The following is a 19,102-nucleotide window of genomic DNA, read 5'->3' as shown; positions in this document are numbered from 1 at the left end:
GGAAGTCTGATCATGGATAAAATTTTGGTAACAATAGTAGCTGGTTTGCTAGTTGGATTTATTGTTTGGTGGTTCTTCGGTAAACATACAGCTAAGGAGGTTGCGGCAGATATAACGGATAATAGACAGGATGTCAATGTGATTGTTAGTGGTGGTTATACGCCTAGTACCGTAATTTTGAAGCGCGGAGTTCCTGCCCAAATAACCTTTAATCGTAAAGATCCATCTAGTTGCTTGGAGCAAGTAGTTTTTGAAGATTTTGGTATCAATGAATTTTTACCACAGAATAAGGATCATGTGATCGATATTGATACAAGTAAATCCGGTGAGTATGACTATGCTTGCGGAATGAATATGTTTCATGGAAAAGTAATTGTAAAATAAGCAAGCTTATTAAAAATATTGGAGGTAATCGTTATGACAGATAAGAAACAAAGCATTATGGTAATCGTTGATGGTGGCTATCATCCAGATGCTGTAGAACTAATCAAGGGGATCCCTGCAGAAATCACTTTTAAAAGAATCAGCGAAAAAGGCTGTGTCGATACAATTGTTTTGCCGGAACTTGGTATCAAACGATTTCTGCCAATAAATGAACAACAAACTTTTTCAATTAATACTGATAAGGCCGGCGAATATCAATTTCATTGTGGTATGGATATGGCCTACGGAAAGGTGGTTATAAAATGAATATAAGAAATCGATTTATATTTTCTTTGATTGTTTCCACTCCAATATTAATAAATATGGTTGCTAGTCCTTTTGGCTTTGAGTTACCAGGAGGTATGTGGACGCAGTTTCTACTGACAACCGCAGTAATGGCTGTCTCTGGTCGGGCATTTATACAAAGTGCTTGGGCATCATTTCGGCACCACCATGCTAATATGGACACTTTAGTAGCGATTGGGACTGGAACAGCCTATTTATACAGCATTTATGCAATGTTTAATAACCAAGATGTTTTCTTTGAAGACGCAGCACTTGTTATTACACTAATTCTATTAGGACAAGTTTTTGAAGAAAATATGAAACGTAGTGCATCAGGTGCAGTAGCTAAGTTACTAGATTTACAGGCAAAAGAGGCAGAGGTTTTGCGCAATGGTGAGATTGTAAAAATTCCAATGGCAGAAGTTGTTGTCGGTGATATTCTTCGCGTTAAACCAGGTCAAAAAATTGCTGTAGATGGTGTTATTACCGAGGGTAGTTCAACAATCGATGAGTCGATGGTTACAGGTGAAAGCATGCCAACCGAGAAAAAAGTTGGCGATTCAGTGATTGGTTCAACAATGAATAGTACAGGAACATTTATGTTTAGAGCTAGTAAGGTTGGTGATGATACATTATTGGCGCAAATTGTTGAGATGGTCAAAAAGGCTCAAACAAGTCATGCACCGATTCAAAAAACCGTTGATAAAATTTCTGATATTTTTGTTCCCGCTGTTCTAATTATCGCTATTCTGGCCTTTTTCGTTTGGTATGTTTTACTTGGAGCTAGTGTAGTGACTGCCATGTTATTTACTGTTTCTGTGATTATTATTGCTTGTCCATGTGCACTAGGAATTGCTACCCCCACAGCTCTAATGGTTGGTACAGGGCGGAGTGCAAAGATGGGGATTCTGATTAAGAACGGTGAAGTGCTAGAGGCAGTTAATACGATCAAAACAGTTGTTTTTGATAAAACAGGAACAATCACTGTGGGTAAACCAAAGGTGACGGATATTGTTGGCGATGAGCAAGCGGTATTGAATGTGGCAGCCAATCTAGAAATTTCTTCGGAGCATCCTTTGGCGGCGGCTGTTTTAGAAAAGGCTAAAGAGCAAGGCATCACTCCCAATACTGCACAAGGTTTCAAAGCGATTGAGGGTAAGGGAGTCAAGGCACAAATCAATGGTAAAGAAGCCTTTATTGGTAATGATAAGTTACTTGATAATTATAAACTTACCGATCAATTAACGGCTAAGATGGTACAACTACAAAGCGAAGCTAAAACCGTAGTGATCGTTGGCTACGATAATGAAATTATCGGGTTAATTGCTATTCAGGATGCACCAAAGCAAAGCTCGGCTACAGCAATTGCGGCACTTAAGAAGCGTGGCCTACGTCCGGTGATGCTGACTGGTGATAACGAACGAGTTGCTCGTGCAATTGCTGATCAGGTTGGCATTGATGAGGTCATTGCTGATGTTTTACCCGGCGATAAGGCTGATCACGTTAAACAACTTCAACAACAAGCACCAGTAGCCTTTGTTGGTGATGGTATTAACGATGCGCCAGCATTAACAACCGCTGATGTCGCATTGCCATGGGTTCTGGTACGGATATTGCAATTGAATCTGGTGGCATTATCTTAGTTAAGAATAATCTGTTAGATGTTGTCAATGCACTCGAGTTGAGTCAAAAAACGTTTAATCGAATTAAGTTAAATCTGTTTTGGGCGTTCATTTATAACTCATTAGGTATCCCCGTTGCTGCTGGTATTTTTGTTGGACTAGGCTGATCTTGAGTCCAGAATTAGCCGGTCTAGGAATGGCATTAAGTTCATTATCAGTTGTTGCCAGTTCATTGATGCTCAATAGAACCAAATTAACTACGGTAACTGCGTAAATTGGAGGATACAAAGTGGAAAATCAAAATTCAAAAAAAGCAACGGTGCTGACTGTAGTGGTCGCAGTTGTCTATACTGTTATAGCTGTATTTGTTGGAATCCTTTTATTGAATGGTCTATAAACATGGTTAGATCATTTAGATTTTCTAGAACTTCGTTAAAAATAACTTAGCGTATTTTTGAGAGGATGAGAAAAATGCAATCGCGAAGATTTAGAACCTGGTGGATTAGCTTAGGCGTGATTTTAATAGCGCTTGCGGCCGTTGGTGCAATAAGTGTTGAAACCTATAATAGTTTGGCTAAACAGAATCAAGAAGTCGAGGCGCAATGGAGTCAAGTGGAAAATGTGATGCAACGCCGCTACGACCTGATTCCTAACTTAGTAAGTGCAGTTAAGGGCAGCATGAGTCAGGAACAAAAAGTTTTTGGTCAGATTGCTGATGCACGGAAAAGTTACGGTAGCGCAACAACAGTTAAAGAAAAAGCCAAGGCCGATAATAAAATCAATAGTTCAGTTGGTACTTTAATCAATGTGATCCAAGAAAATTATCCTAATTTGAAGTCGAATGCTAATGTTGCGACATTGATGACCCAGCTGGAAGGATCGGAAAATCGCATTGCGGTTGAGCGGCGTCGGTATATTCAACAAGTTAAGACTTACAATCAAAATGTAGTTACTTTTCCCAAAAATATTTTTCTTCTACGATGGGTTTAGGCCAGAAAGCTGAATTCAAAGCAAATTCGAATGCTGATAAGGCACCTAAAGTTGATTTAGACAACTAGGAAGTGGACATCGTGAACCGAAAAAGAACGAATGCGTGGCTATGGTTGTTATTACCTTTTTTGCTGCTACTTCAAACAACTTTTGTCCAGGCGGCCAGTTTACCTAGCATACCGACTGATAATTATTTTGATCAAGTAAATTTACTAAATTCACAGACACAAGATTTGGTTAGTACAAAGAATCAACAATATGCCGAAACCAAGGACAAACCGCAAATTATGTTGGCGGTAGTAAAATCTACTGGTGATTCTGATGTCGATCAATATGCGGCCGATTTATTTTCAAAGTGGGGTATTGGTCAAAAAAAACTGGATAATGGTATTTTAATTCTTTATGCCTTAAATGATGGGAAGCGTAATGTTCGTGTTGAAGTAGGTTACGGATTAGAAGATGTCGTCACAGATAGCCAGGCTGGACAAATTTTAGCCAGTAATAAAAGTCAGTTAAAATCTACCTCAACTGAGACTGTCAATCAGGGATTGCAAAAAACGTTCAGTAGTATCACAACATTGGTCGACAGGCATTACGGATACAAGAATGATAGAAAATCTGATAAGGGTTATCAAAATAGGATGAATTCCAATCGTAGTATTTTCAACGTGAAGAATATTCTACAACTTGTTGGCCTGATTATTGTTATTGGATTTATGTTCAGTCCTTGGGGGCGCAGTTGGCAATTATGGTCCATCTTAGCCTGGCTCTTTAATAACAATGATCATTTTGGTGGTTTCGGTGGCGGCGGTTCTTCTAGCGGTGGCGGTTCATCTGGTGGCGGCGGTTCTTCTAGCGGTGGCGGTTCATCTGGTGGCGGTGGTGCAAGTATTTAGGTCATGAGATTGGTGTATGGTTAATGGTTTTGGATGATTATCACTTAAATAGAATCATAATTTTATTTAGAACTTGCTTTAATAGACGTCGTCGTACCATAGCAGAATTGAATGTAAAGCTGTTTATTTCATAATTTCTAAAAATAAAATTAGAAAAAGAGAGAAGCGAGTAGTGTATGATTTTTAGCGAATTATTGCAGCAGGCGCAAAACATAGCCGCAATATCACATTCAAGAATTGGTGTGGAACGAGAAAGTCAACGCGTAAGCCTGAACGGAAAATTAGCCGTTACAAATCATCCAAACGTACTTGGTAGCCGCCAATTCCATCCTTATATCCGTACCGATTTTGCTGAGACTCAATTAGAAATTGTAACGCCAGTAGTGAATACGGTGAATGATTTATTTCGTTGGTTAGCTGCTTTACATGATGTTACCTATCAATCAATGCCAGCAAATGAAATGTTGTGGCCACTCAGTATGCCACCGGAGCTTCCAATCCGCGATGATGAGATTAAGTTAGCCAAATTGCCTGATTTTCAAGGTGTTTTATATCGCCGCTACTTGGCTAGAATATATGGTCGACGTAAACAGATGATTAGTGGGCTACATTTTAACTTTGAATTTCCGACTGTATTGGTCGAAGAACTGTATCAGCACCAAAGTGAGGTAACTGATTTTAAATGCTTTAAAAATATACTCTATCTTAAAACGGCGCGTAACTACCTTCATTACCGCTGGTTAATTACCTATCTATTTGGTGCCAGTCCTGTTGCTGAATCCAATTATTTTGAATCAAATGATGAGCAACCACAAACGGAAGTACGGAGTATCAGAAATAGTAAGTTTGGCTATTGTAATAAAAACAATGTTCAAGTATCATTTGAATCTTTACAAACTTATTTTGCCGATATAGAAACGCAAATACGTGAAGGTCATTTGATTAAGGAAAAAGAGTTCTATTCACCAATTAGGTTACGTAGAAGCGAACAGACAATTGACCAACAAGCGAGCGTTGATTATTTGGAATTAAGGAATATTGATATCAATCCGTTTGAACGTTATGGGGTTAGTGAAAATCAAATCGTATTTCTGGAACTATTTATGTTGTTCATGCTTTGGACGGACGAAAAGGAAACTAGTAATGATTGGATAATGGCCGGTGATCAAATCAATAATGAGGTGGCACTTGAGTCACCATTGACGCCAACTCGTTATCGAACAAACGGCCTTAAAATAATTGATTTAATGAAAAGAATGGCACAACAGTTGGATTTAAAAGGCTATGAAAGGGTACTACAGCAGGCCAAAAATGGATTGACAGATGTTGCAAAAACGATTAGTGGCCGAATGGTGAAGCAACTAATGACTATTAACCAATCAGTTTTTGCAACAGCCAACGGATTAGAGAATCGTAAGGTTATTACGCAGATTCCATATCAGCTAAATGGTTTTACTAATATGGAACTATCAACACAAATTTTAATGTTTGATGCCATTCAAAAAGGTATTACAGTAGATGTGATCGATGAAAATGATCAGTTATTAAAGCTACAGTTGAGTCACCAAATTGAATATGTCAAGAATGGAAATATGACAAGCCGAGATAGTTATATTGTGCCGCTGATCATGAAGAATAAGACAGCTACCAAAAAAATTTTGACCACGTCAGGTTTTAATGCTCCAGCCGGAGTTGAATTTATTAGCATGAATATGGCTTTAGCGGCTTATCCGAGATTTATGGGCAATCCAATTGTGATCAAGCCGCAGTCGGCTAATTACGGTAGAGGTGTTACCGTGTTTAAACTTTCTCCATCGCTGGTTGATTATTCGCAAGCGATTCGACGCGCATTTGCCGAGTGTTCGACCGTACTAGTTGAGAGCTTCATTGCTGGACCTGAGTATCGGTTTTTAGTAATTGATGATAAGGTAAAAGCGGTCTTATTACGAATTCCCGCTAATGTTACTGGTGATGGACACCATACGGTAAAACAATTAGTTGCAATCAAAAATCAGAGCGTCTTGCGTGGTTTGAATGATCGAACACCGCTTACTAAGATTTCTTTAGGGATGGTCGAACAAATGACATTAAAAAGTCAGCAGTTTACGGTTGATTCAATTCCGATGAGTGGTCAGCGTATCTATCTTAGGAAAAATTCGAATATTAGTTCTGGTGGGGACTCTGTTGATGTAACTGATCAAATTGATTTTACCTACAAAGAAAAAGCTGCTGCTGCTGTAAAATGTTTAGGTGCAAAAATATGCGGAATTGATTTGATTATTCCTGATAGATCAGTACCCGTTTCTGATCACGAGTCCTATTCGATTATTGAGGCCAACTATAATCCAATGATGGATATGCACTGTTACCCTTATAAGGGCCAAAAGCATAGAGTAACTGCAGATGTGCTTGAATTCTTATTTCCGCAGTTAAATGACTTATAAGACTGCATCTCATAATTGGTAATAATAATCAGCGTGTAATAAAAAGCAATCACAATTCCCGACTTTGAGAATTATGATTGCTTTTTAAAATGATTAATCATGATTACATAGTATTTTGATCATGGCCTTACAAGTGAGTTATCTTGAGTGTTGGTATTATTACTACTTTTGATTGTTATGATCAGACGGTGAGGTAGACAAATACTTTGTTGTCCCGGTTTACTGATCCAACCAGTATTAACGGCAATTTGATCAGGTGTATTATCTTCCTTATCGCGTATATGTGTTCCATTAACTTCTATAATATTATATTCACCGGGGTGTGGGTGTAATGTAAATAATTGGTATTGTGTTTTGCGAGAGAGCTTAATTTTCTTTATTACTTTTTTGTCAACAGAAATTTCAGCATAGGTGGTTGGTTTAGCATTATTAGTCGCGGTGGTCATCTGTTGCTTCTGAGAGTATCCAAATATAATCAAGGGGATAAAAGAAACGACAAGTAGTATAAAAATGATTATGTAGTCCCAAGGGCGTATTTGCTGTTTTAGATTTTTAAACATCTTCAGTGAACAACCTAGTTAAAAGACGCGAACTGCAGGCAAAGTATAAGAGTAATTACCGATCGAGTCGACAGATCCATCAGACTGTAGGCTATTTAGACCAATCTTAGTGCTAAAATCCTCTTGATTAACAGTAGTTGCATCAACTTTATAAAAAACTGTAGTCCAAGTTGTTGCTGCCTCAAGCAGTTTTTTTCAGTGGAGAGTGTAACATCTGTTAATGTTAGTGCGGTAACTAAAGTAGGCATATTTCTCTGCGTTAATTTCAACTTTGTCTCCTCCATTTTTTTGAAATACACTTTATTAAAATAGTCATATGTGTCGTAAATATGGAGAAGCCAGCATATATAAAAAAGAGTGCCATGTGACACTCTTTTTGAGCTATTTAATATCAACAACACCGACAAATTCAACATCATCAATTGCAGTTAAGTAAAAACTATCAGTTGGTCCAAGTATTGCAAGTTGACCATTTTTGATTGTACATTCTTGATCTGGTGTGGTCAGTTTCACCGTCCCTTTTAAGGGAATGAGAACTATATTTCCAGGTACAGGGTGAAATTCTCCGTTGTTTGTCACTGTATTTTTCTTTAGTATACGATGACCAACCCGTCTTTGACCATTTTCGTAAAGGTGTTCATGGACCTCATCACCGCGACTACCAGTTAATATTTTCATATAATATATACCCCCAAGTTAATTGACTTTTTTACGTGGCTTTTCAGTATTATTGGAATTTTGTTGAGTGTTGTTTCCACAGCCGCCCATACTACCAGAGCCACCGTGCATACCCTTGTGCATAAATAGCATCATGAGTGGGTGTGCTAGAAGAAAAAGGGCTATCAGAATCCATTGTGACATAGTTTCACTTCCTTTTGCTTTGTTTCTATAATAAGTATAAATTGGAAGTGTGTTGTTTTTATGTTGTCGGGAATTTTTACATAGTTATGAATATTATTATGTATACACGACATTCAAATGAGTGTCGTGTTTTTGTTTCCTACAAACCAGATTTAATGGTCCGGTAGATTGCAAATTTAATCCGAATTTTTTGACAAATTGGTCAGCATGACCTGATAAGGTGTTTGCCAGTCAAGTATTTTAAGTGGTCTCTGATTAATTTCGAGTAAGGTGGTTTTCAAGCCTTGAGCACTAATGTGCTCAAAATAAGTCCCCTTAGGATAAAAATAGCGTAAGTTCCGATTAAATCGTTCATTACTGCCGCGCTCAGCTGGCGTATAAGCATGGCAGTAATAGGTCTTAATACCGTATTGTGCTTCAAGTGATACTAGACCGCTAAACTCAGTGCCACGGTCCACCGTAAAACTATGCACCGGGCCATTAAAAGTTGCTAGAAACTTATTTAGGGCTTCATTAACAGTTACTGCTGTCCAGTTTTTTAATCGGTAGGCCCAAAGGAAACGTGATTTGCGATCGATTAAGGTTAATAAAACTGCCTTACTATGCCCACGGGGGCCAACAATTGTATCTAATTCAAAATCACCGATGCGATTACGTCGATTAACCACGATGGGTCGCTGTTCAATTGACCGTCCTAATGATTGATTATATTTAGAACGTTGGTCAAGGTTACGCCGTTGGCGCACGCCATGTTCAGGCAAATCATTTAAAGAAAACTCAATTTTCCCTTGATTTAACCAATTATAAATTGATTTAGTCGCTAGTTTAAATTCGTGAGCTATCATTTCTGGTGACCAACTTAGCCGTAAATGGTTTAAAATTATTTGCCTTAATTTGTCATTCAATTTAGTCTTTCGGCCACATCGTGACCGCTTGTATTCGGCATCTGTTTGGGCCACTTCGGCCTGGTAAGGTTCACATCGAGCTAATTCATAAGAAATTGTGGCAGGTGATCGTTTTAGGCGATCGCTCATTTGGATATTGGACAGGCCTAGTTCACAAAAGGTTTCGATTTTAATTCGTTCAGAATAGGTTATACTAGACAAAAGATCAGCTCCTAAAAGATGTGTTTGTGGTAAACACCATTTTAAGGGAAGCTGATCTTTTTTGTCCGAACAGCGTCGGATTAATTTTACAATCTACCACAAACTACCGCAAAGGGATCGAAATTATTTACAAAAATGTTTAAAAGAAAACGGAGCCATCAGCACCAAATTATTTCCAGATTTTGAGGGTGTAAAAAAGAACATAGAGTTTTCAGAAGATTATAATATTTTGAGAGATTGGGAAATTGCCTATCAAGAAGCTTCTTTTCATTCAAAGTTTATATCCAAAGAAGATCTATTGAAAATGGCAAATGGAGATCAGAACGTTATAGATTCAAGATTAAATACAGATCAGCTAAAGGAAGGTGAATTTTTTCTTTTTCGCTAAGTTAGTTCAATGTCCATTAGGGCATACCCTAATGGCCGTTTTTGCATTTGTCATGTAACCAGGTTTATAGATGTCCATTAGGATTCTCCAAATTATAATCTACAACTTTCAAAAACTCTACAGAAGAGAAGGCAACAATCTAACTTAGCGGTTGCGCCTTTTTTATATTTTTTAAGGGGCTCCTATGATGTAATTACGGACAAATTGTTCGATATAATACATTAAAGGAGTTTTTATTATGCCCATAATCAAAAAATTAACCAGTCGATATTCAGAAGATTTTAAAAATTCTATCGTGGCCTTACATCAAACTGGCCGTTCGGCCAATTCTTTGGCTAAAGAATATAATGTCAGTGTTTCAACCGTTACCAAATGGGTTAAACAAGGTGATCCTGAAAATACTGACGAACTTTCAAGTCGTGAACGCCTACTAATCAAGGAAAATCAACGATTAAAAGAAGAAATTGATATTTTAAAACGAGCAGCGGTGTTGTTGGCAAAAAATTAATTTGCCAAGGACGACTAGCAGTTTTAAAAGTCGTCGCAGTTAATTTAAAAGCTAAGCACCGCATCACTAATATTTTGAAGGTTTTAGAAATTCCAAGCTCAACCTATTATGGCTATTGTCATTGGCAACCCAGTCAAACCGCCTGTCGGCGGCAACTCATAAAACGGCAATTATTAACAATCTGGCTAAAATACCCAATGTATGGTTACCCCAGGTTAACACTAGCGCTCAAGCAAACTGTTAATCTAAAAGTTGGTCAAAAGCTGGTTTATCGGCTAATGCAAGAATTAGGTATAAAATCACGTATGCTCAAAAAAACTAATAAACCACAAACTCATACGGCCTATGAGCAACGCCCTAACCTAATTAAACAGCTAACTGACCAGACAGGCGTTTTGCTAACTGATATCACTTATATTCCGGTTAAACATGACTGGATTTATTTAGCAAGTATTTATAATCCGAAGACCCGACAGGTTGTCGCTTATAAAATACATGAGCAAATGACTAAAGAGCTTGCGACGGCTCCCGTTAAAATGATTTTAAATCGTGATACACTACCAAGTATTATTCACAGTGACATGGGAAGCCAATATACTAGTGAACTATTTGAAAATACTTTATTGGCAGCGGGAATCAAACATTCTTATTCCCATAAAGGTTGCCCTGGCGATAATGCTCGTATTGAAAGCTTCCATTCAATTTTAAAACGTGAATACGTGAATTCTCAAAATTTTCAGAATAGCTATGAAGCCATAGCGGGTTTGGATCAATATATTCGTTGGTATAATAGTGACCGAATTTCACTAGTAGCGTAGCTACTAGAAACGCTTAAAAATTAGATTTTTAAGTGTTTTTTGTGGTACCCCCAATTTGATAATGGATCGATAATTTTAGCGAAAGACACTCAGAGAAAGTAAATTACTTTAAAAATTGGATTAAACGATAAAATTGAAGCAGTGTTCGCATTTTTACGTCCGTAAACTTGACATAGGAGCCCTGATTGCTTGGTTGATCTTTTTGGATTCAAAATGTTCTTCGACCGTAATAATTTTCATGCTAAAATCTCCTTCTTTAAAATCAGTTAGTAAGCTGTCGTTAAACTTGGCAGTCATTTTTTAATTGATCCGATCACGTAAAAAAGTCATCCGTGAAGCACACCAAGTCAAAAAGGTGTGTTCATTTAAGAGCGGGATCAAGTGTGCCTGGGCATATTTCAATTTTTTAGTGGTTAACTCTTGGTCAAAGCTTTTGCTGATGTTTCCCACAATCAAGTAGTCGACTGTTTTAGCCGGATTATTGACAGGAATTGCTCCTAAACTACGGGCCAACTGCTGAGCTTGTTTGCGCGTTAAGGAATTCAATTCACCAGTAAAAAGAATGCGTTTCTGGCGTAAGTCATACATCAAGATCACCTTCCCTGAAATTTTGGCCTAATTTTAATCTGGGTGTACCTGTGGTTGTACCAGTTGCTTTTGAATTTTATAAACTAGATTACGTGAAACCCCGTTGTCACGCGCAATTTCGGCAATCGTGATTTTTTGACCCTGTTGTTTAGCGTGTAAAAGCTCAACAATTCGTTCATAAGTATGTCTTTTTTGCGGATTTTTGGAATCAACCGTGTATTGGGGGATGCCTCCTTGATAAATACCACGTTGCTTAGCCAGTTCAATCCCCTGACGTTGCCGTTCCCGGATCTGGGTCCGTTCATTTTCGGCAGTGTATTTGTAGATCTCTAAGACTAGGTTGGTCAAGAGCCGCTGTAAATTTTTATCTTGGACATTATCAAAGGTCGGTAAATTTAACACCCGCAGTACCGCTTTTTTATGCTCAATGTACTCAATGATCTCTGAAATATCTTGATTATTCCGTCCGAGCCGATCTAAGCTCAAAACGATCACTTGATCGTCTTCGTGGATATAAGTTAGCATTTTTTTCAAAGCGGGACGATTAGTATCTTTCCCGGAGATTTTTTCCTGGAAAATTTTTTTCGCGCCAGCTTTTTTTAAACTAGTCAGCTGTCTCTCCAAATTTTGATCTAAAGTACTGACTCGTGCATACCCAACTTGCATTTTGCGACCTCTTTCTAAAAACCAGAATGAACATGTAGAATTAACACATGCTGCAAAAATAAAAAAACAGGTCAAACGTCTTTATTTTCCTGCTCTTTTTAAGCTAGTTTCATTATAACACAAAACGTTCCCTCAGGGTACACTCTAATTTAACACAAATTAATAAAAGAAAATAATTTTTCTAACAAGTGATAGCTGAAAGAATAACTCCCTATATAGCAAAATAAAAATTTTAGCTATTCCACCTTTGCACTTATCCAAAAATAAACAAAGCTTTATAGGTTTTCCAATTATTCAGAAACAAACAAGAATCCTTAAAAGAGATTAAGACTATCAAAAGCAAAGTTGAAGGACCGGGACACAACTATTTAATTCTGGCTATAAGTATAAGAACTGCACCATAATGAGAAAAACGCCATATGAGCATCAACGAATAGTGTTGATCATCATATGGCATTTTTGACCGATTGCTGTTTTTATTTAACTAATTTTTCCCAAATCACAACTTTCTTTTCTGCTAATGATTTGGGTACATCGATGATTCGCTGATTTGAACTGCCACGAAATTGAAGTGTCAGGTCTTTCTTAGCCAATAAGAAACGCCCATCAACCAAGATATCCAAATAGCTTAGCAATTCCAGCTTGTCATCAGATTCCTTCATTAATTCATCCCATTTATAGCCTGTCCAGGACCAAATATCCTTTGTATGCCCGAATTCTGCTCGAATCCTTTTTGCTAACTTAATGCAGACCTGAGTATTTAAAAAGGGTTCTCCACCAAGTAATGTCAATCCCTGAACATAACTTTCAGACATATCCTTAATGATTTGATTTTCCAATTCCTTAGTATACGGGTGACCATAGTGAAAGTTTTGGGCGACTTTATTATAACAACCGGGACAGTTGAATAGACAGCCGGAAACATACAGGCTGCAGCGAACGCCTTCACCATCCACCATATTAAAAGGCTTGTAACTGGCAATGTACTGCTGGCTGCGATCCTTTGCCAACCACTGCTTGGGCTTCGGGTCATTTGGTAACCTAATTTTTCGAGTTTCCGCCATCGTTCATATCACCTAACCTCATATTTTTAACTCGGGATGCAATTTCTTTGTGTCGCCCGTGTACCATTGGCCGAATTTGCGGATTACCAAGGTAGCCACAGGTTCTCTTAACAACATCACAGGTCTTGGGATCACGATTTCCGCATTCCGGACATTCAAATCCCCTGGCGGTTGGTTTAAAATCACCATTAAATCCACATTTATAGCAGTGGTCAATTGGCGTATTGGTTCCAAGGTAGCCAACATGATTGTATGCCCAATCCCAAACGGCCTCCAAAGCAGCCGGATTCTGTTTCAAATTAGGGTATTCACAGTAATGGATAAAACCACCGGCCGCGTATTTTGGATAAGCCTCTTCAAAAGCCAACTTTTCAAACGGTGTTGGATTCTTTCGTACATCATAATGAAAACTATTTGTGTAGTACTCTTTAGATGTAATGTCATTGATCTTCCCAAATTTTTTAGTGTCCAGCTCACAGAAGGTATCTGTCAATGATTCAGCCGGTGTTGAATAGACGCTGAAATGATAGTCGTATTGATCTTCCCACTTTGCACAATAATCATGTAGGCATTTTACAATCGATACGGTAAACTTGTGGGCTGTTTGATTATGTTCCCAATCCGGTCCATAAAATTCAGTTCCGACTTCGTATAATCCAATGTAACCCAATGACACCGTAGCCCGCCGATGCGTGAATAACTCATCCACGGAATCCGTATCTTTTAACCGTTTACCAAAGGCACCGTACTGATACAAAATGGGCGCATTTTTGGGCTTTGCCTGCTTACAACGATCAACTTTATTAAGAAGAGCCTTTTTAGCAATTTCCAATCGGTCTTGCAGGATTTCCCAGAAAACAGCTTTATCCCCATGGGATTCAATCGCAATTCTTGGTAAATTGATTGTGACAACGCCTAAATTCATTCGGCCACTGTTAACTTCTTTTCCGTTCTCATCATGCCATCCCTGCAAAAAGCTTCGACAGCCCATCGGCGCTTTAAAACTACCTGTTAATTCAATAATCTTGTCATACATCAAGATATCCGGATACATCCGTTTGGTGGCACATTCAATGGCGAGTTGCTTTATATCATAATTGGGATCATCGGGTTTGAGGTTCAATCCTTTTTTTAGGGTATAAATCAATTTCGGAAAAATAGCTGTCCGATGCTGCTTCCCCAGCCCTTTAATCCGGACTTTCAAAATAGCACTTTGAATTTCGCGTTCAATCCATGATCTCCCAAGACCAAATCCAACCGTTGTGAACGGCGTCTGACCATTCGATGAGAATAATGTATTAATTTCATATTCCAGTGCCTGCATAGCATCATAAATATCTTTTTTAGTCTTTTCTTTTGCAAAAGCCTCCTGCTTATCAGGGGCAATCCAGTGTTTGGCATCTGCCAGATGTTTTTCAAAATTTAATTTAGCAAATGGTGCCAGCAGCTCATCGGTCCTGTCTGCTGAGCAGCCACCATATTGACTGGAAGCAACGTTCGCAATAATTTGAGACATTTGCGCGGTTGCTGTCTGAATCGACTTAGGTGGCTCGACATCGGCATTTCCGATTTTAAATCCATTGTTCAGCATGCCCTTAAAATCAATCAAACAACAATTAGTCATTTCAGTCATCGGTGAGTAATCCAGATCGTGATAATGGATATCCCCTCGCAAATGCGCCTTACCAACAGTTTCAGGCATCATCGTGAGACCAAGAGATTTACCGACCATTCCGGCAGTCAAGTCTCGCCTGGTGCTGAACACATTACTGTCCTTGTTTGCGTTTTCGTGAACAACAGTGTCACTTTTATCAAATAACTGGTTAAGCTTGGTTGAAGGATTAATCGCTGCCTGCCACTTGGCTTCATCTTTTAAGCGATATTGGTCATAACTGGCAACCAAATCACCACGGCCCATTTCTGAAAGAACTGCTTTAAAACTATCTCTGATATCCTTTGACGTCAGTTCTTCTTCGAAGGATGAAAGTCGTTCAAAAATTTGCTGTTTTAATTTTTCCTGCACATCCGTCTCATCGGTAAGTGCTTCAATGACCAAATTAATTTTATACGGGTAAAAAGAACACTTTTCCCCGTCAGCCTTGATCACAGTTAGACTGCGAAGTTTAGTATCGTTTTGATTTGTTGCTTCAGTCTTAATGTAATCCATAGAATCCCTTCCTTTGGGTAAACTCGAAAATATAGTTAACATTGTTTAGTATAGCTGAAAATTATTTGAAAAAAAGACTTTAAAACACAATATATATGTGTTATGCATTGCCAACGCACTACATGTTGTGCCATAAAATTGCCAACAATTTCATAATAAAACCGTCAGACACATCTCAAGGACATGTCTGACGGTTTAAGTGCTCAATCAATTATTAATTTTTATCGGCCAATTCCTTTGACTAAACGTTTCGACGCTTAAAGACAGAGTAGCTTATTCCCAAAAAGATGACCATATAAACCAGACTGCCAATGAGTAGTTCATTTGTTGATAAAAGCGTCATGTGTTTTAAACTTGGGCTAATAACCTGATTAGGATAATTCATCATGTTTAACGGATTCCACTTTAACCGAGTCCACTTCTTAGAAGCTGTCCAAGATCTATGATTTTTGATATACTTCTATGCAAAAAAGCGAGTTTAACGTGGATAAGAAGACTGTTTACCAAAATAATAGTACCAAACCCAATCGGAATATCTTTGTCGTTGGGGGCCCCGGCTCATATAAAACTCAATCGGTCGTGATTACAAACCTGTTTAACGGAACGGAAAACAGCATTGTCGTCACCGATCCGAAAGGTGAATTATATGAAAAAACCGCTGGGGTCAAATTGGCCCAAGGTTATCAAGTCCATGACGTGAACTTTGCCAATATGGCACATAGTGACCGTTACAATCCCTTTGATTATATTCAGCAAGATATTTAAGCTGAAATCGTGGCCACTAAGATCGTACAAAGTGAAAATGCTGAAGGTAAAAAATGTTTGGTTTAGTGCCTAATAACCTGTTTTTAATCTTTAATAACGTTTCAATAAAGGATCGTTCAACCACCCAACGTTGTGGGGTTATTCGCCCATGCTTCAAATCACTTTGCTTCGCGATGATGGTTTCAGCGCCAATCATACTTTGAACCAAAACCGCAAAGTTTTCTCCGGTGTAGCCACCATCGGCCATCACCCGTTTAACTAAATGAAACTGCTCTAAGTTTAAAGCCAATAGGGCTGCTGCGCCGTCGCGCTCATAAACGTTGGCTGTCGTAATGTGAATGGCCCGCTTGATCCAATGACTGATGGTGGTTGGATGAACCCCATATTCATTGGCTAAGGATTTTTTTGAACGATTTTCATTGTGATAAAGCTTAACGATGTTGTTTTTAAATTCGTCTGAATAATATTTCATAAAAAAACTCCTATTCTGATTTTTATCATTATGACACAAAATCTAATGATTTTGGTACCAAATTTCAGTATAGGAGCGGTTTACTGATTGTGTGATTTATGATAAAGATTAATCTTTTATCATAAATCACACAATCAGTAATACATAAATTAAGCTCAATCTTATTTACGTTGGGAAAGGCCTTCACGAATAATTTTTTCTAAAACATCAACAATTTTTTCGTCATTCTCAAAAGCGATGCGTTTAACTTCCTTATATGTGCTCATGCGAAGTTGAACAGTTTTAGTTTTTTCCGTTTCGAATTGGTATGGACTTTTTAGATTTTCAAGTTGTTCAGATGCCTTTTTACTAACTTTGTTTAAAAAATCTTCTGCCATGATAAATTACTCCTCTAACTGTCGAATTCTAAGTAGTTGTTCATTAAGGACCATTTGGTACATTTGGATTGCTCTTTTATCCCAATGGTCTTTATTCCGTATTCCTTCATTAGTAAACGTTTTAACCCGTTCTTGAGTTCTAATTGAGTTTGAAAAAACCCCTTCGCCAAAAAAGTCCTTTGCCTGTGCAGAAATTTCAGTATCAACTTTTGCACGTGGCTTCATTAAGTACAATATGACACCAACTAACTGAAAACTTCCATTGTATTGTTCACGTAGTTCACCTAAATGCGTAGCTGTTTTTAAAGAACTTGTATATGACTGCTTTTGAGTTTGTAAGACAATTGAGATGAAATCTGAAGCCATGATTGCGTTATTAGTAAAGACATTTATTGTTGGTGGTACGTCAATAAAAATATAATCATAATTTTGTTTTAATTTTGAAAGCATTTGTGGTAATAGAATATTACGTTTAACCCGACTAACTTTTTCTACAGCACCAATCCATAAAGACAATGTCCAATCTGTAGGAATCATATCAATTTGGTTTGTAACAGATACAATAGATTTAGACAAATTCCCTCCAAGAAGGCCCTCATATAATGAAAGTTCCGGCTTTAAATCGGCTTTATAAGTCTCCTTCATAATTTCAGTTGCATTTCCCTGGGGATCGAAATCTATTAGTAGTACTTTTTTCCCCTCTTGACCCAATAAATAGGTTTCCATTACAGTCAAGGTGGTCTTACCAACGCCGCCCTTAAAGTTGAAGTTTAATAGTGTTTTCCCATTCATAGTAGCACCTACCTTTACATAGGTATTTTATCATGATTTATGATTAATCACAAATTTTATGTGATTAATCATAAATCATATTCACAAAATTGTTTACTTAACCTTTGCAGAATGATATGATTTGTTCATAAATAAAAATCCCAATCACTCGGGATTGGGATTTTTGCAGTATTCACAAGTAGCTATCTTACAGCTACCTATCCAAGCAATTTTCACCGCCAAGTTAAAATTGCTTGAACAAATTGTAATCTTGTTTACGTACTAATTATACCGCAAGCAAACCTTAAGGGGCAAGCAAAGGTAAACTAATTAAAACAAAGATAAGACCAATGGACTAAGTAGCTTCTAATAACTACTTAGTCCATTTTTAGTTCTTAAAAATTAAAAAAGTTGCCGAATTGCAACTCACAAACAAACACATGCTGGTGAATTTACAAAGTCCTCACTGCCAATGATGCTTTATAATTCAGTCAGAGCATATCAAATTTGTATTTTAGAACAAGTCTGATGTTTTAGCAACTCTTTTTGAAGACAGCATGTACAAGTCAATGAAGGGGAGTTTTATTATGGATCAAACAAATTTTAATTTTATTGAATCAAAAAAAGCTTATGAAACCCGTTTTTTTCAATTCCCACAAGTTTTACTATACGGAGAAAAATACAAAAAGCTAAGTGATAGTGCTAAGTTAGGATATATGATTTTACGTGATCGTCTAGATTACTCATTAAGAAACAACTGGATTGATGAGAAGAATCGAGTCTATTTCATTTTCACAAATCAAGAGCTTCATAATTTATTTGGCTGGGGCAATGCGAAAATTGTTAAAGTAAAAAAAGAATTAGAAAGGGCAAAGTTACTCTATCAAGTTAACTTAGGATTTGATCCGAAGAAAAAGAAGAATCTACCAAATCATCTTTATCTAGCTGACCTCGAAGTTACAACTAAAGACATTTACAAAAAAAAGATTACTAATGAAGAGCCGAAATCCCTTGATACAAGCGGAAGTTTCAAAATGAAACCCCGACAAAAAGAGCCGAAATCCCTTGATACAAGCGGAAGTTTCAAAATGAAACCCCGACAAAAAGAGCCGAAATCCCTTGATACAAGCGGAAGTTTCAAAATGAAACACAATCTAAACGATACTAATAATTTAGATACTAATAGATACAATATAGATACTCAAAAGTTGGACTTTTCCACAGCCCATTTTTCACCAGCAGAACTAGAAACCCAAAACCGGGATTTAGTGACCCATGCTAATGACTTCTTAACTGATCAAGTCAGTGGCTTCCCGGTTTTCTTAGAACCA

Annotated in this window: 17 protein-coding genes and 4 pseudogenes; 10 read left to right on the top strand and 11 right to left on the bottom strand. The window is 37.6% G+C overall.

Features of this window, described 5'->3' with window-relative positions; translation table 11 throughout:
- Positions 1-12 precede the first annotated feature (12 nt).
- The 6 genes and pseudogenes from JCM14108_RS11765 (at position 13) to gshAB (ending at position 6,660) form a co-directional block, all read left to right on the top strand.
- Positions 13-384, top strand: a complete 372-nt coding sequence (locus JCM14108_RS11765) for a cupredoxin domain-containing protein (protein WP_100070905.1) — start codon at positions 13-15, stop codon at positions 382-384.
- A gap of 33 nt (positions 385-417) precedes the next feature.
- Positions 418-690 (top strand): cupredoxin domain-containing protein, encoded by a 273-nt coding sequence (locus JCM14108_RS11760; RefSeq protein ID WP_035181042.1) that lies wholly within the window; start codon positions 418-420, stop codon positions 688-690.
- A pseudogene (locus JCM14108_RS11755) lies at positions 687-2,604 on the top strand (copper-translocating P-type ATPase). The gene JCM14108_RS11760 and the pseudogene JCM14108_RS11755 overlap by 4 nt, the downstream one beginning before the upstream one ends.
- Positions 2,605-2,801: 197 nt before the next feature.
- Positions 2,802-3,388 (top strand): annotated as a pseudogene (locus tag JCM14108_RS11750) (LemA family protein).
- Positions 3,389-3,400: 12 nt separating this feature from the next.
- Entirely contained in the window at positions 3,401-4,216 is an 816-nt protein-coding gene (locus JCM14108_RS11745; RefSeq protein ID WP_035181040.1) for a TPM domain-containing protein, read from the top strand.
- 176 nt (positions 4,217-4,392) lie between these two features.
- Positions 4,393-6,660 (top strand): bifunctional glutamate--cysteine ligase GshA/glutathione synthetase GshB, encoded by a 2,268-nt coding sequence (gene gshAB / locus JCM14108_RS11740; protein WP_003678278.1) that lies wholly within the window; start codon positions 4,393-4,395, stop codon positions 6,658-6,660.
- 119 nt (positions 6,661-6,779) lie between these two features.
- On the opposite strand, the gene JCM14108_RS11735 is transcribed toward gshAB, so the two are convergent.
- From JCM14108_RS11735 to JCM14108_RS11725, 4 genes are all read right to left on the bottom strand, one after another.
- Complete coding sequence (locus JCM14108_RS11735; protein ID WP_035181037.1) at positions 6,780-7,220, bottom strand: NusG domain II-containing protein; 441 nt, start codon at positions 7,218-7,220, stop codon at positions 6,780-6,782.
- A gap of 381 nt (positions 7,221-7,601) precedes the next feature.
- A complete protein-coding gene (locus JCM14108_RS11730; RefSeq protein WP_002817475.1) occupies positions 7,602-7,898 on the bottom strand; it encodes a hypothetical protein in 297 nt (98 codons plus the stop codon).
- 18 nt (positions 7,899-7,916) lie between these two features.
- Positions 7,917-8,081, bottom strand: coding sequence for a DUF2933 domain-containing protein (locus JCM14108_RS14395; protein ID WP_003688746.1), 165 nt, complete (start codon positions 8,079-8,081; stop codon positions 7,917-7,919).
- A 176-nt stretch (positions 8,082-8,257) separates the two neighbouring features.
- A complete protein-coding gene (locus JCM14108_RS11725; RefSeq protein ID WP_035181034.1) occupies positions 8,258-9,187 on the bottom strand; it encodes an IS30 family transposase in 930 nt (309 codons plus the stop codon).
- 61 nt (positions 9,188-9,248) lie between these two features.
- On the opposite strand from JCM14108_RS11725, the gene JCM14108_RS11720 reads away from it, so the two are divergent.
- Both JCM14108_RS11720 and JCM14108_RS11710 read left to right on the top strand, forming a co-directional pair.
- The gene (locus JCM14108_RS11720) at positions 9,249-9,575 is read left to right on the top strand and encodes a hypothetical protein (protein ID WP_235807036.1); all 327 of its coding nucleotides are present in this window, start codon (positions 9,249-9,251) and stop codon (positions 9,573-9,575) included.
- Between the two features lie 238 nt (positions 9,576-9,813).
- Positions 9,814-10,901, top strand: a protein-coding gene (locus JCM14108_RS11710) for an IS3 family transposase (RefSeq protein ID WP_152536945.1) whose coding sequence is annotated in 2 segments (ribosomal slippage) — positions 9,814-10,048 and positions 10,048-10,901 — 1,089 coding nt in all. Because the reading frame shifts where the segments join, the coding sequence is not laid out codon by codon here.
- Positions 10,902-11,201: 300 nt separating this feature from the next.
- Here the strand turns inward: JCM14108_RS11710 and JCM14108_RS11705 are convergent.
- From JCM14108_RS11705 to nrdD, 4 genes are all read right to left on the bottom strand, one after another.
- Positions 11,202-11,489: a BRCT domain-containing protein gene (locus tag JCM14108_RS11705; RefSeq protein ID WP_035181028.1), complete on the bottom strand. Its 288-nt coding sequence runs from the start codon at positions 11,487-11,489 to the stop codon at positions 11,202-11,204.
- Positions 11,490-11,522: 33 nt separating this feature from the next.
- Positions 11,523-12,155 (bottom strand): recombinase family protein, encoded by a 633-nt coding sequence (locus JCM14108_RS11700; RefSeq protein ID WP_035181026.1) that lies wholly within the window; start codon positions 12,153-12,155, stop codon positions 11,523-11,525.
- A 476-nt stretch (positions 12,156-12,631) separates the two neighbouring features.
- Positions 12,632-13,219, bottom strand: coding sequence for an anaerobic ribonucleoside-triphosphate reductase activating protein (gene nrdG, locus JCM14108_RS11695; RefSeq protein ID WP_003551187.1), 588 nt, complete (start codon positions 13,217-13,219; stop codon positions 12,632-12,634).
- Positions 13,197-15,386: an anaerobic ribonucleoside-triphosphate reductase gene (nrdD, locus tag JCM14108_RS11690; protein ID WP_035181025.1), complete on the bottom strand. Its 2,190-nt coding sequence runs from the start codon at positions 15,384-15,386 to the stop codon at positions 13,197-13,199. The genes nrdG and nrdD overlap by 23 nt, the downstream gene beginning before the upstream one ends.
- 462 nt (positions 15,387-15,848) lie before the next feature.
- Here nrdD and JCM14108_RS11685 point away from each other — a divergent pair.
- Positions 15,849-16,218: pseudogene (locus tag JCM14108_RS11685) on the top strand (type IV secretory system conjugative DNA transfer family protein); the annotation flags it as partial.
- A gap of 51 nt (positions 16,219-16,269) precedes the next feature.
- On the opposite strand, the pseudogene JCM14108_RS16145 reads toward JCM14108_RS11685, so the two are convergent.
- The 3 genes and pseudogenes from JCM14108_RS16145 to JCM14108_RS11665 form a co-directional block, all read right to left on the bottom strand.
- Positions 16,270-16,623: pseudogene (locus JCM14108_RS16145) on the bottom strand (transposase); the annotation flags it as partial.
- 161 nt (positions 16,624-16,784) lie between these two features.
- Positions 16,785-17,000: a hypothetical protein gene (locus JCM14108_RS11670; RefSeq protein WP_035181022.1), complete on the bottom strand. Its 216-nt coding sequence runs from the start codon at positions 16,998-17,000 to the stop codon at positions 16,785-16,787.
- Positions 17,001-17,006: 6 nt separating this feature from the next.
- Positions 17,007-17,792, bottom strand: coding sequence for a ParA family protein (locus tag JCM14108_RS11665; protein ID WP_035181021.1), 786 nt, complete (start codon positions 17,790-17,792; stop codon positions 17,007-17,009).
- A 566-nt stretch (positions 17,793-18,358) separates the two neighbouring features.
- Between JCM14108_RS11665 and JCM14108_RS11660 the strand changes: the two genes are divergently transcribed.
- Positions 18,359-19,102 (top strand): replication initiator protein A (locus JCM14108_RS11660; RefSeq protein ID WP_035181019.1); only part of this gene is annotated, 744 nt, incomplete at its 3' end.

Source organism: Lentilactobacillus farraginis DSM 18382 = JCM 14108, from assembly GCF_000583655.1.
In the GTDB taxonomy this organism is placed as follows: Bacteria; Bacillota; Bacilli; order Lactobacillales; family Lactobacillaceae; genus Lentilactobacillus; species Lentilactobacillus farraginis.
Note: the sequence above shows the minus strand (reverse complement) of the source record. Positions and strands in the feature narration are given on the sequence as shown.

Bases quoted from the DNA above. Each gene is read 5' to 3' on its own strand.
- nrdG (WP_003551187.1), bottom strand. From the start codon at position 13,219: ATGGCGGAAACTCGAAAAATTAGGTTACCAAATGACCCGAAGCCCAAG.
- JCM14108_RS11735 (WP_035181037.1), bottom strand. From the start codon at position 7,220: ATGTTTAAAAATCTAAAACAGCAAATACGCCCTTGGGACTACATAATC.
- JCM14108_RS11760 (WP_035181042.1), top strand. From the start codon at position 418: ATGACAGATAAGAAACAAAGCATTATGGTAATCGTTGATGGTGGCTAT.
- JCM14108_RS14395 (WP_003688746.1), bottom strand. From the start codon at position 8,081: ATGTCACAATGGATTCTGATAGCCCTTTTTCTTCTAGCACACCCACTC.
- gshAB (WP_003678278.1), top strand. From the start codon at position 4,393: ATGATTTTTAGCGAATTATTGCAGCAGGCGCAAAACATAGCCGCAATA.
- JCM14108_RS11705 (WP_035181028.1), bottom strand. From the start codon at position 11,489: ATGTATGACTTACGCCAGAAACGCATTCTTTTTACTGGTGAATTGAAT.
- JCM14108_RS11765 (WP_100070905.1), top strand. From the start codon at position 13: ATGGATAAAATTTTGGTAACAATAGTAGCTGGTTTGCTAGTTGGATTT.
- JCM14108_RS11670 (WP_035181022.1), bottom strand. From the start codon at position 17,000: ATGGCAGAAGATTTTTTAAACAAAGTTAGTAAAAAGGCATCTGAACAA.
- JCM14108_RS11700 (WP_035181026.1), bottom strand. From the start codon at position 12,155: ATGCAAGTTGGGTATGCACGAGTCAGTACTTTAGATCAAAATTTGGAG.
- JCM14108_RS11665 (WP_035181021.1), bottom strand. From the start codon at position 17,792: ATGAATGGGAAAACACTATTAAACTTCAACTTTAAGGGCGGCGTTGGT.
- nrdD (WP_035181025.1), bottom strand. From the start codon at position 15,386: ATGGATTACATTAAGACTGAAGCAACAAATCAAAACGATACTAAACTT.
- JCM14108_RS11730 (WP_002817475.1), bottom strand. From the start codon at position 7,898: ATGAAAATATTAACTGGTAGTCGCGGTGATGAGGTCCATGAACACCTT.